The organism is Flavobacterium sp. XN-5, assembly GCF_008033395.2.
GTDB lineage: Bacteria > Bacteroidota > Bacteroidia > Flavobacteriales > Flavobacteriaceae > Flavobacterium > Flavobacterium hiemivividum.
The window spans coordinates 24,424-37,562 of record NZ_VOGZ02000011.1 but is presented as its reverse complement, the minus strand read 5'-3'; the positions used below and the strand labels follow the sequence as shown (position 1 = coordinate 37,562).

At 36.3% G+C, this 13,139-nt stretch carries 10 protein-coding genes; 2 read left to right on the top strand and 8 right to left on the bottom strand.

Features of this window, described 5'->3' with window-relative positions; genetic code table 11:
• Positions 1 to 59 precede the first annotated feature (59 nt).
• On the top strand, positions 60 to 269 hold the full coding sequence (locus tag FQU23_RS14955) for a hypothetical protein (RefSeq protein WP_147674544.1): 210 nt from the start codon (positions 60 to 62) through the stop codon (positions 267 to 269).
• A gap of 163 nt (positions 270 to 432) precedes the next feature.
• Here FQU23_RS14955 and uvrA read toward each other — a convergent pair whose 3' ends face one another.
• The 7 genes from uvrA to FQU23_RS14920 all read right to left on the bottom strand — a co-directional run bounded on the left by uvrA (position 433) and on the right by FQU23_RS14920 (position 10,719).
• A complete protein-coding gene (gene uvrA / locus FQU23_RS14950; RefSeq protein ID WP_147674543.1) occupies positions 433 to 3,264 on the bottom strand; it encodes an excinuclease ABC subunit UvrA in 2,832 nt (943 codons plus the stop codon).
• Positions 3,265 to 3,559: 295 nt separating this feature from the next.
• Positions 3,560 to 4,513 (bottom strand): Fic family protein, encoded by a 954-nt coding sequence (locus FQU23_RS14945; protein WP_147674542.1) that lies wholly within the window; start codon positions 4,511 to 4,513, stop codon positions 3,560 to 3,562.
• Positions 4,514 to 4,581: 68 nt separating this feature from the next.
• Positions 4,582 to 6,366, bottom strand: coding sequence for a chloride channel protein (locus tag FQU23_RS14940; protein ID WP_147674541.1), 1,785 nt, complete (start codon positions 6,364 to 6,366; stop codon positions 4,582 to 4,584).
• Positions 6,367 to 6,388: 22 nt separating this feature from the next.
• Positions 6,389 to 6,538, bottom strand: coding sequence for a hypothetical protein (locus tag FQU23_RS16425; RefSeq protein WP_147674607.1), 150 nt, complete (start codon positions 6,536 to 6,538; stop codon positions 6,389 to 6,391).
• Positions 6,539 to 6,624: 86 nt separating this feature from the next.
• The gene (gene ggt, locus FQU23_RS14930) at positions 6,625 to 8,313 is read right to left on the bottom strand and encodes a gamma-glutamyltransferase (protein ID WP_147674540.1); all 1,689 of its coding nucleotides are present in this window, start codon (positions 8,311 to 8,313) and stop codon (positions 6,625 to 6,627) included.
• Positions 8,314 to 8,345: 32 nt separating this feature from the next.
• Positions 8,346 to 10,031 (bottom strand): gamma-glutamyltransferase, encoded by a 1,686-nt coding sequence (gene ggt / locus FQU23_RS14925; RefSeq protein ID WP_147674539.1) that lies wholly within the window; start codon positions 10,029 to 10,031, stop codon positions 8,346 to 8,348.
• A 103-nt stretch (positions 10,032 to 10,134) separates the two neighbouring features.
• The gene (locus tag FQU23_RS14920) at positions 10,135 to 10,719 is read right to left on the bottom strand and encodes an ACP phosphodiesterase (RefSeq protein WP_147674538.1); all 585 of its coding nucleotides are present in this window, start codon (positions 10,717 to 10,719) and stop codon (positions 10,135 to 10,137) included.
• A gap of 98 nt (positions 10,720 to 10,817) precedes the next feature.
• On the opposite strand from FQU23_RS14920, the gene glmM reads away from it, so the two are divergent.
• Positions 10,818 to 12,221: a phosphoglucosamine mutase gene (gene glmM / locus FQU23_RS14915; RefSeq protein WP_147674537.1), complete on the top strand. Its 1,404-nt coding sequence runs from the start codon at positions 10,818 to 10,820 to the stop codon at positions 12,219 to 12,221.
• 132 nt (positions 12,222 to 12,353) lie between these two features.
• Here glmM and FQU23_RS14910 read toward each other — a convergent pair whose 3' ends face one another.
• Positions 12,354 to 12,752: a DoxX family protein gene (locus FQU23_RS14910; RefSeq protein WP_147674536.1), complete on the bottom strand. Its 399-nt coding sequence runs from the start codon at positions 12,750 to 12,752 to the stop codon at positions 12,354 to 12,356.
• Positions 12,753 to 13,139 lie beyond the last annotated feature (387 nt).

Below are 13,139 nucleotides of genomic sequence, written 5' to 3'. Positions count from 1 at the left end.
GCCAAGTTGACGGCGTAAATTACAAACAATAGAAAGAAAAAACACCTAATTATTCCACTATGAAAATCTCTAAGACAGTATATTTAATATTAGCGATAATCTTTTTATTCTCTTTTATTCAATCCTTATTTGACACCAAAATCACTCCTAAAATCTTCTTTTGGGAAGTGAATATTTGGGCTTATCGCTTCTTTAGGTTGGCGGTAGCTGTAGTATTTATGAAATCCTATTTGGATATGAAAAAAGAGGAGAAGAAAACGGAGAATTAATTTTATATGAAGTTTAGTGAAGAAATTATCTAAATCAATCTAGATGTTTAACACTTAATAAAATCCTTATTCCAATTGCTATCGGAATAAGGAATAAAATTTTATGGATTAGTTTTCAACTAAATAATTTGTGAAAATCTGTGAATGCTGTGTATAGAAAATATTATTCTAATTCCTTTTTCAAAAACTTAGCGGTATAGCTTTTTTTATTATCTGCTATTTCTTCGGGAGTTCCTTTGGCAACAACTTTTCCGCCGCCTTTTCCGCCTTCTGGGCCAATATCAATAATATAGTCGGCTAGTTTTATTACATCCATATTATGTTCGATAATCAGGATCGTATTTCCCTTGTCAACTAATTTGTTAATAACGGTCATCAATACTCTAATATCTTCAAAGTGCAAGCCAGTAGTAGGTTCGTCTAATATGTAAAAGGTGTTTCCGGTATCTTTTTTGGATAATTCTCCAGCTAATTTAATACGTTGCGCTTCCCCACCCGAAAGTGTGGTGCTTTGCTGACCAAGAGTGATATATCCTAAACCTACATCTTGAATGGTTTTTACTTTTCGATAAATCTTCGGAATCATTTCAAAAAATGGAACGGCTTCATCCACGGTCATATTCAGCACATCAGAAATGGATTTTCCTTTAAAGCGAATTTCTAGGGTTTCTCTGTTGAAACGTTTTCCTTGACAGGTTTCGCATTCTACATAAACGTCTGGCAAAAAGTTCATTTCGATGGTACGCACCCCAGAACCTTGACAGGTTTCGCAGCGTCCACCCTTTACATTAAAGCTGAAACGTCCCGCTTTATAGCCTCTAATCATGCTTTCTGAAGTCATGGTGAACAATTTCCTGATCTCCGTAAATACTTCGGTATAAGTCGCCGGATTAGAACGAGGCGTTCTCCCTATCGGGCTTTGGTCAATATTTATTACTTTATCAATAAGCTCTAAGCCTTCGATTTTTTTGTAAGGTTGTGGTTTTTTGACACCATTAAAATAATAGGCATTCAAAATAGGGTAGAGGGTTTCATTGATCAAGGTCGATTTACCGCTACCGGAAACTCCCGTCACACAAATCATTTTCCCTAAAGGTAGCTCGATAGAAACATTTTTTAAGTTGTTTCCTGTGGCTCCAGTCAGTTTCATGAACTTTCCGTTTCCTTCCCGTCTTTTTTTCGGTACTTCGATTTTCATCTCGCCGTTCAAATATTGTGCGGTAATCGTATTTGATTTCAAGGTTTCTGCCGGAGTTCCTATACTGATTATTTCGCCTCCAAATTTCCCCGCTTTTGGTCCAATGTCAATCACATAATCAGCGCGTTCAATCATGTCTTTATCATGTTCGACCACAATAACCGAGTTCCCAATGTCTCGCAATTGTTCGAGAGAATGGATTAATTTATCATTGTCTCTTTGGTGTAAACCAATACTAGGCTCATCCAAAATATACAAGACACCCACTAATTGAGAACCTATTTGTGTTGCCAGTCGGATGCGTTGAGCTTCACCGCCAGAAAGTGATTTTGAACTTCGGCTTAAAGCCAAATACTCCAAACCTACATTCATTAAAAAGTTCAGTCTATCCTTAATCTCTTTGATTACTTCAGAGGCGATACGTTGTTGTTTATCAGATAGTCTGCTGTTTAAATCATGAAACCAGGCTGTAAGATCAGAAATATCCATCGCACACAATTCGGTGATATTTTGCTCATCGATTTTAAAGAATTGTGCTTCCTTTTTCAAACGAGAACCATCACAAACGGGACATGGAATTTCATCCATGAATTCCTTAGCCCATCGTTTAATGGTAGTAGAACCGCTTTCGTCGTGTTGGTTTTTTATAAAATGGGAGATACCTTCAAAGTCTATTTTGTAATCTCGGGCAACGCCTAAATCTTTAGAGTTAATCGTGAATTTTTCTTTACCGCCATTCAAAATCATTTCCATTGCTTCCTCCGGAATTTGTTCGATAGCATCGGTAATTTTGAAACCATATTTCTCGCCAATGATTTCCAATTGCTTAAATATCCAAGACGATTTGTACTCGCCCAAAGGCGCAAAACCACCCGCTTTTATAGATAATTTAGGATTTGGAATAATCTTCTTTGTGTTGATTTCGTTTACTGTTCCCAGTCCTTTACAATGATCGCAGGCTCCTTTTGGAGAGTTAAAAGAAAATAAATTCGGCTCTGGATTTTGATAGGATATTCCGGTTGTAGGACACATCAAATTTCTACTAAAGTAGCGTACTTCCTGAGAATCCTGATCTAGCACCATCAAAACATTTTCTCCATGATGCATCGCGGTATTGATGCTTTCGTTTAATCGTTTTTCGTTATCAGGAGTATTTTCGATGACCATACGATCCACAACAATCTCGATGTCGTGGGTTTTGTAACGGTCTAACTTCATTCCTGGAGTAATATCGAGAACATCGCTATTCACGCGAACTTTTAAGAAGCCCTGCTTAGCTATTTGTTGGAACAACTCTCCGTAATGTCCTTTTCGAGCTCTAATAACCGGAGCAAGAATATTGATTCGTTTTCCAATAAAATCTTCGATAATTAGGTCTTTAATTTGCTCATCAGAGTAGCTGACCATTTTCTCTCCAGTATTGTAACTGTAGGCATCGGCTGCACGTGCGTAAAGCAAACGTAGGAAATCATATATTTCAGTAATAGTTCCCACAGTTGACCGCGGACTTTTACTGGTCGTTTTTTGTTCAATGGCAATAACAGGTGAAAGTCCATCAATTTTATCGACATCTGGACGTTCTAAGCCTCCAAGGAACTGCCTGGCGTAAGCAGAGAATGTTTCTACATAGCGACGCTGTCCTTCGGCATAAATAGTATCAAATGCGAGGGATGATTTTCCAGAGCCTGAAAGACCAGTAATTACTACTAGTTTTTCGCGGGGAATTGAAACATCTATATTTTTTAGATTGTGAACGCGAGCGCCTTGAACCTCAATGGTATTGTCTTTATCTAACATAAGTTTTGCAAATTCCGAATAGTCGGAAGCAAAGTTACCATTTTGATTTATTCTTTCGATACAACAATGTAGAAGTTTATGTTAAAATCAATACTTTACAATTGAATTAGAAGCATTATTTGGAGCAGAAACACCACTGTTTTAAATAGCGTGCTTTCCCGCTTTCCGTTTCAATCTTCTAAGGCAAAAAAACAGTTGCCTTAGAAGGATTTTTACTTCAATCGGGGCTATTTAGGTCGTTTTGTTCTTGCAATAATGAATGGGTATTGGGCATAAAAAAACGCTAATGATGCAATTAGCGTTTTCTTTTTCTTGTACTGATATAGTTGTCTACGGCTTCTCTTGTGGTAAGCCAATTGCGTCCTTCTTTATATGCATCTATTTTACCTTGTCTAGCCAGTAGACTGATGTATTCTTGACCATATGGCATATCAGGTTCCTGAACCAAATTAGAAATAGAAATGTATTCTGAATCATTTCCTGGAAGCGCATTCAAGTATATGTTAAGCGTTCGCTCAACGGCTTGACACATCAATAAGGTGAGTTTTTGATAATTACCGCCATTGGCTTGATTGAGTGCTTCATAGTATTTCTTACGGTCATTTTTTAAGATAATCGCAGGCGGAAAACCACAACGCATCAACAATAAATTCATAGCCAAGCGAACCGTTCTTCCATTTCCATCAAAAAAAGGATGAATCCAAACGAGTTTATGATGAAAAACAGCCGCTAGTTCAATGTCATTAAGTCCTAACGGGTTTGTATTGATAAAATCAATCAATTCATCGAGCAAATCCGAAACTTTATTGGCATTTGGTGGAACAAAATTTGCACCAGATATACGCACGCCGCCATTGCGCAAGCGACCTGCAAAATCATCTTCAATGGACCGTAAAACCAATCCATGCAAAGACAAAATATCTATACTTCGCAACACATAATCATCATTTACAATGGAGAATAGATAATCTATCGCTTTATCGTGATTATGGGTTTCAAAATGTTCTCGTAATGATTTTCCCTTGATGGTTATTCCTTCTTGAAGCACCATTTGGGTTTCTCTTAAACTCATAGTGTTTCCTTCAATACTATTAGAATTATAGGTCCATTCTATAGACAGACTTTCCTTGATTTTATTCAATGCGATGGCTGGCAATGGTCTGCTGGTTTGCAGGACTTGCTTTTTTTCATACAATCGATCAAAGGTTGATTGAAATTCTTCTCGATAATTTGTATCTATCTTCCACATAACCACAAAGATACTACAATTATCGGATAATATTAAAAAACAACCTATCCGATATTAAGATTTATGCATTATTCTATCGTCATCGATTTCAATTTGGTACGATAGGCTTCTAGCGCTACGGATTTAGAAATAAAACCAAAGTATTTATCATCTTTCACCACAGGTAAAAAGGCTATTTTAGATCGTTCAAATTTGTTCATCACCGTCTCCATAGTATTGAATGGATAGATGATTTCAGTAGGAACGGTCATGATATTTTTGACCAAGGTATATTTTACTCGGTAGGTATTAAAAATTATTTCCCGAATATTATTGAAATGAACTACGCCTAATAAGTGCTTGTCTGTATCGACAACCGCAAAAATGACCTGGTTCGAATGCGAAATTAAATCTACCAATTTCTCTAAATTTTCATCTGGTGTAACCGTTAAATAATCCGTTTGGATAATCGAGCTAGTGTCTAAGGTAACTAGGATGTTAGTGTCTTTGTTACTGGTAAAAGCATGTCCTTTTTTAGCCAGTTCTTTGACATCCATGGAATGTCTTTCAAATCGTTTTGAAATAGCAAAACTAATAGATGCCACAATCATCAAGGGAAGCATTAAACTATAACCGCCAGTGATCTCCGCGATAAGGAAAATGGCGGTTAGTGGAGCGTGGAATAATCCGCTCAAAATACCGGCCATACCTACTATAGTGAAATTACTAACGGGTAAGTGGGTTAATCCAGTAAGATTTATTGCTTTCGAAAATACAAACCCTAGATAGGATCCTATAAATAAAGACGGCGCAAAGTTACCTCCGTTTCCACCAGCACCTAATGTAATTCCAGTCGCAAAAACTTTTACCATCATCGTTAAACCAACAAATGCCAATAACACCCAGCTGTTGTCTTTAAAACTACTAAAGAGTGTGTTTTCTAACATAACACCGGGATTGTCCTCTGATAAGATTTTAATACTTTCATATCCCTCACCAAAGAGTGTAGGAAAGATAAAAATTAAAACGGCTAGAATAGAGGCTCCGACCATTGCTTTTCTGTACGGCCCTAGTTTCATTTTGGCAAAATAATGTTCGGTTCTTTGAAAATATCGGGTGTAGTAGACAGACATGAAACCTGTTAACACTCCGAGTAGGATATAAAAAGGAATTTTATAATAATCGAAAACTTGTTGTTGTCTAAAATTTAATAAAATAGATTCATCCAAAATAATTTCTGAAACCAAAGCACCCGTGGCGGCAGCGATCATAATTGGCGTAAAAGCAGCGATGCTTACATCTACCAGTAAGAATTCTACAGCAAATAGAACACCAGCAATGGGAGCGTTAAATGCCGCAGCTATTCCGGCTGCAACACCACAACCTATAAGTAGCGTTCTGTCTTTGTAACTCAGTTTGTAACGTTGTGCATAATTTGAACCAAAAGCGGCACCAGCAATAACAATTGGGCTCTCTAAACCTGCCGATCCTCCAAGTCCAACAGTAAGCGAACTTGTTACAATCTGGGCATACATCTGTTTTTTGGGAACTATACTGGCTTTCTTGGCAACGGAAAATAATATTTGGGAAGTCCCTTTTTCGATAGAACCGCCTAACAATCGTTTTACCACAAATACAGTTAAAAGTAAACCCGCAATAGGTAAGACACTGTTTATGAAACTTAGTTTTAATATTCCATTAATGTATGTCGCAAATACGTAAACCTGGTGGGCAAATGTTTTAAGTACAATCACCGCAAATGCTGAAGAAATACCTACTAATACACTTGATAGGAAAATGAATTGCTTTTCGGTTAGCATCGATTGCGACCAGCCAATAATATTTTCTAATTTAGTGAGGTACTTTTTGAACATTAATTTTTTTTTTTTGAAAATGCTAAATTACTATTATTTTAATGATCCCATAAATTTTCACTGCTTCTTTTCTGCCTAAAAGCTTTAGATTTGGCGTAGCTTCAAATTCTTTTACTTTACTAAGTTTTGTTTTTATGTATTCCCGTAATGCCCATCTAATTGCCTTTTGAATAAAGAATTCAGTTGATAATTTTTACTGTATCACCGTTGCGGTTTTCTTAAAATAAAGGTTTTAAATCAGTCATGAATCCCATTTTTCTAAAATCCAACAGCAGAATCATCTCCTCTAAAGTCGGCTCCACCTTCTAGTTTATTGTTTGGAAGTACCAAAATAGCATCTACTTTTCCTATTACTGGAGTTGTTTTCTCATTTATCAGATAGCCTTTTGATTTTAATGTGTCGAAGGTTTGTGTGCTAAAAGTATTAGGCTCGAATGTGATCAAATCCGGTAGCCATTGATGGTGAAATCGGGGCACATTTACAGCTTCTTGCATACTTAAATTGTATTCATAAACATTTAAGATCGTTTGCAAAACGGAAGTGATAATGGTAGAACCTCCAGGAGAACCAACAGTCATAAATAGTTTACCGTTTTTTTCTACAATCGTTGGTGTCATAGAACTCAACATTCTTTTTTGCGGGGCAATACTGTTTGCTTCGTTTCCTACAAGTCCAAACATATTAGGTACTCCCGGTTTTGCGCTGAAATCATCCATTTCATTATTTAAGAAAAAGCCCAATTCATCACAGTAATATTTCGACCCAAAACCTGCGTTTAAGGTGGTTGTAGCGGCAATAGCATTCCCAAATTGATCTACAATAGAGTAGTGGGTGGTTTCCATGCTTTCATTATAATTCACGTTTCCTTCCTTGATATCTGATGATAAAGTAGCTTTGTCAAAACTAAAATCAGACATTCTTTGCTTTAGATAATTGTCGTCCATTAATGCCTTTAATGGTATTTTGACAAAATCAGGATCTCCCAGAAAGTAGCTTCGGTCAGCATAGGCTCTTCGTTCTGCTTCCACAATTACTTGTATCGATTGTGACGAATTATGTCCCATTTTGGCCAAATCATAAGGAGCGATCATATTAAATATTTGCGCCAGACATATTCCGCCACTGCTAGGAGGTGCCATCGAAATGATGTTTAAATCTTTGTATTTAAAACTAAGCGGCGTTCTCCATTTGGCTTCATATTGAGCTAAATCTTCCATCGTGATAATCGCTCCTTTTTCTTGAAGATAATTCACTAGTGTTTTAGCGGTTTCGCCCTTGTAAAATTCGTCGCGGCCATTTTGGGCAATCCTTCTTAATGTTGCTGCTAGTGCTGGATATTTTATGGTATCTTTTTCTTTGTACACTTTCGATAAAGCCGAATTCGGACCATTAACTGCATTAAGCTCCTTACGGAAGCTGTTCAAGCGCTCTTCCTGTTTTTGGGTAACTATAACGCCTCGTTCTGCCAATTCAATGACTGGTTTTAGAATTTCAGCTATTGATAAAGAACCTAATTTTTTATGTACTTCAAAAACTCCCGCTATGGTTCCAGGTATTCCTATGGCTAATGGAGATTTAGTACTTTTTCCAGGAATAACGTTTCCATTTGCATCTAGGAACATATCTTTTGTGGCTGCTAATGGTGCTTTCTCACGATAGTCTAAAGTTCCTTTTTCGCCATTTGCTTTTCTATAGACCATAAATCCGCCACCGCCAATGTTTCCAGCGTAAGGGTAGGCTACGGCCAATGCCAATTCGGTTCCGACCATGGCATCAAATGCATTTCCGCCTTTTTTCATGATTTCGACTCCAATTTTTGAAGCCTCTTCACGTGCCGAAACAACCATTGCCTTATTTGCTAATAGGCCTGTAGGTTTGACAATACTATTTTGTGATTTACAGCTAAAAATAATAACGGTACACGACAGTAAAACGATTTTTTTCATCTTTCTTTCAATTTATAAAGGAATAATTTATTCTAGAAACCTACCGCTTTATTGTCATTTCTATTATCAGCACCACCTTCCAGTTTACCATTTGGAATGACTAAGATAGCATCAACCTGCCCGATTATCTCTTTGTTAGCTTCGTTTATTTTGTAATCTTTTTCTTTTAGTTCTTTTATAGTTTCTTTCGAAAAAGAATTAGGTTCAAAAGTGATTTCATCAGGAAGCCATTGATGATGAAAACGAGGCGCATTTACAGCTTCCTGCATGCTCATCCCAAACTCGTAAACATTCAAAATTGTTTGTAAAACAGAAGTGATGATCGTAGAACCTCCGGGAGTTCCCACTACCATAAATAATTTTCCGTTCTTCTCTACAATAGTAGGGGTCATAGAACTTAGCATTCTTTTGCCTGGACCGATACTATTTGCTTCAGTTCCGGTAAGTCCATATAAGTTAGGAACTCCCGGTTTAGCACTAAAATCGTCCATTTGGTTATTTAAAAAGAAACCTAATTCGTCACAGTAAATTTTAGAACCGTAATTATCATTTAAGGTCGTAGTTGCAGAAACGGCATTCCCTTCGGCATCAACAATAGAGTAGTGCGTGGTTTCCTTACTTTCGTAACCTGCAATTGTTCCTTTTCTTATTTCTGATGATTTTGAAGCTTTATCGAATGAGAAACTACTCATTCTATTTTTAATATAAGTAGAGTCTAATAGCTCTTTTATGGGAAGTTTCAAATAATCAGGATCACCTAAGAACGCATTTCTATCGGCATAGGCTCTTCTTTCGGCTTCAGTGATTACTTGAATTGCTTTAACGCTGTTATGGCCCATCTCGCTAAGGTTAAAAGGCTCAATCATTTTCATGATTTGGTTTAAACAAATCCCACCACTACTAGGCGGAGCCATTGAACTTACTTTTAAATCTTTATAAGTAAAAGTAATTGGCGCTCTCCATTTAGCCTCGTATTGATTTAAATCTTCGAGTGTCATATTACCATCTTTCGTCTTTAGAAAAGCAACTAATTTTTTTGCCGTTTCTCCTTTGTAAAACTCATCTCGTCCGTTAATAGCAATTCGTTTTAAAGTGGCTGCCAATGCAGGATATTTAATCGTGTCACCCACATTGTAAACTTGAGAAAATAAGCTTTTAGGGCCATTCGTTTTTATAAAAGTTTCTCTAAAACTTGCTAAGCTTTGTGCTTGAAATTCAGTCACAACAACACCGTTTTCGGCTAATGCAATTACAGGAGCAAGTATTTCAGTAATGGGCAACGAACCGTATTTTTTATGCACTTCAAATATTCCGGCCAAAGTACCTGGAATTCCTGATGCTACTGCCGAGGCGGTACTTTTACCTTCAATTACATTTCCAGTGGCATCAAGATACATATTTTTAGATGCTGCGAGCGGTGCTTTTTCTCTATAATCAATTGTTCCAGTTTCTCCATTTGCTTTTCTGAAAACCATGAATCCGCCACCACCGATATTTCCTGCCTGCGGATAAGCAACTGCTAATGCGAGTTCTGTAGCGACCATGGCGTCAAAAGCATTTCCGCCTTTTTTCATTATGGCAACACCAATTGCTGAAGCCTCTTCTCGTGCCGAAACGACCATGACTTTATCAGTTAGCAAACCTGTTGGCGCAACTATTTTTTCATTTGATTTACAGCTGAGAAGTGCCAGAGAAAGGAGAAGTATTATTTTTTTCAATATTGTATGTTGTTTTGGTTTATTAGTTGTTGCAATTTTATTTAAACATTTAAGTCATATAAGAAATAGGTTTGATCTTAGTATTTTTCGAAAGAAATAAAAATCATTTCTCTATTAATTTTTGTTGCGCATGTGCTCTCAATTCCTCAAAGAACACTGTGAATTCCTGCTCAAATTCAGTATAGAACTCTGTGAGTTCCTCTGTCGCAAAACGCATTTTGGATTGATTCATTGTTCGCTTATCCATTTGTGTCAATATATGTTCGATACCTTCAACAGTTTGGTAAATAAGTAACCAATTTTCTTCAAACATATAAGGCATCATACCAATTGTTTTTTCGGTCAAAATGGGGATATTGTCTGATAAAGATTGATAAAAGTCTGTAACATAGTTTTCTAAATTTTCATTCGAGTAATTAACCCAGTTTTTTGCCAGGAAATGATCATAGAAAACATCAATAATCACACCCGCATAATGGTGGTATCTGGCATGTAGTTTTTTAGTGCTTTGTCTAAAAATGGGATGGGCGTCAGTAAAGGTGTCAATTGCGCGATGTAGTACAATTCCCTTCTGAACATCAGGAGGGTAATTTAAATAATTTTTACCGCGAATCCCATCGGCCATAAAATTGCCAATTTTTATTAAATCATTGTCGCCAGAGAGATAGATGTGTGCTAAGAAGTTCATTCGCCTAAATTATGAATTCTAAACGACTTATTTAAAATCTCAATTATTATATTTGTGAGAAATTAAAAGGAACTAACTAAATAATAAAAATTAGAAGAATGACTCTAATAAAATCAATATCAGGAATACGTGGTACAATAGGAGGGAAAGTAGGAGATAACTTGACACCAGTTGATGCTGTCAAATTTGCATCGGCTTATGGAACATGGTTAAAAAACTATGAAGATTCTTCAATTGTTAGAACTGGAAAATTAAAAGTTGTAGTAGGGCGTGATGCTCGTATATCTGGACCTATGATTCATAATCTAGTGGTGAATACTCTAATTGGTTTAGGTATTGACGTTATTGATTTAGGTTTGTCAACAACACCAACAGTTGAAGTTGCTGTTCCTTTGGAGAAAGCAGATGGTGGAATTATCCTTACGGCTTCACACAATCCGAAGCAATGGAACGCTTTAAAGTTATTAAATGAAAAAGGGGAATTTCTTAATAGTATCGAAGGAGAGAAGATCCTTGTTATCGCTGAAGAAGAAGCATTCGATTTCTCGGATGTGGATAGTTTAGGCGAAATCACAGAAAATGATGCCTACATGGACATTCATATTGACGAGGTTTTAAACTTAGCTTTAGTAGATGTGGATGCAGTAAAAGCGGCCAAATTCAAAATAGTTGTGGACGGTGTAAACTCTTCGGGAGGGATTATCATTCCGAAATTATTAGAATTAATGGGTGTTGAAGTAGTGAAATTATACTGTGACCCAACAGGTCATTTCCCACACAATCCAGAGCCATTAAAAGAGCATTTAACTGATATTTCAGAATTAGTGGTTAAGGAAAAAGCTGATTTAGGAGTTGTTGTTGACCCAGATGTTGACCGTTTAGCCTTTGTTTGCGAGGATGGAGAAATGTTTGGTGAAGAATATACATTGGTGGCTTGTGCAGACTATGTTTTGAGCAAAACACCTGGAAATGCTGTTTCTAACATGTCCTCTTCTCGTGCATTAAGAGATATTGCTAACAAACACAGCGGAAGTTATGAAGCTAGTGCTGTAGGTGAAGTGAATGTGGTACATTTAATGAAAAAGAACAATGCAATTATAGGAGGTGAAGGAAATGGAGGAATCATTTATCCAGAGTCACATTATGGTCGTGACAGCTTGGTAGGAGTTGCTTTATTTCTGACACATTTGGCCAATAAAAAAATGTCAGTTTCGGCTTTACGTGCTACCTATCCTCAATACTATATGAGTAAAAACAAAATTGAGTTGACGCCGCAAATTGACGTTGATGCGATTCTGGTTGCTATGACTGAGATATACAAAAACGAAGACATTAGCACGATTGACGGGGTAAAAATTGATTTTGAAAATGACTGGGTTCATTTAAGAAAATCGAATACAGAACCTATTATTCGAATTTATACTGAAGCACCTACGCAAGAGCAAGCTGATACGTTGGCATTGCGTATAATTGATGAAATAAAAGAAATAGCTGGAATTTAATTTAGCTGTATTTAATAGACAAAAACCCCTTTCAAGAAAAACTTTGAAAGGGGTTTTGTTTTGCTATTCATGTATTAAAGAGCACAATATATGATGCAAGTAAAATTTGTTTTACAAATGATTATCAGGTATTTAATCCCATTGATTGGATGAAGACGCCGCTATTTTTCCGCCGCCAGTAAAGAATAATGTCAATGCAGCAAAAGTAAATAAGCCCAACAATTCTATTTTCCAACCGCCATTATCATTTAATGAAAATAGGTCTGCTGAATGAACTAAAACGAAAGCTGTTAATGTACCGATAATAAAAACAATAGCCGTTAATCGGGTTCGGTATCCAATAATTAATAGTATTGGCGCAACAATTTCAGTGATGTACACTCCATAAGCAAGAAAAGAAGGAATTCCTTTTCCAGCTAACATACCTTCTATAAAAGAAACGTCTCCTAATTTAGCGATTCCGTGAAGTAACATCATTGCCCCAATTGCAATACGAAGGATTAACAATCCCAAATCATTATTTTTACTCATAATTTTTGTTTTAATTTTTGGATGATTATGTAATTATAGTAAAGCGTAGATCCTATTTTACTATTCAAATATATTCTATTTATTAAAGTAGATGTAATTTTTTACTTATAAATTTAGTTAGAATGATTTTTAAGGAAGCAGAATTATTCTCAAAGTTTATTTATTAGATTTTTGCATTTTAAAACTATATACTTTAGGTCTATCTCGCATTAAATTCTAAAAACTTCAGCCCACAAATTCGCAAATTTAAAAACACTTATATCTTGAATAATTTTCGAATTTGTGGTCGATATCTGTTTCCCAACCTTGCCGATTTTCAGTCTGTCAAACCAAATCTATGAAACTTCACTCGATAGTGGTTTAGTTAATAGTCACGATTTAAAATCC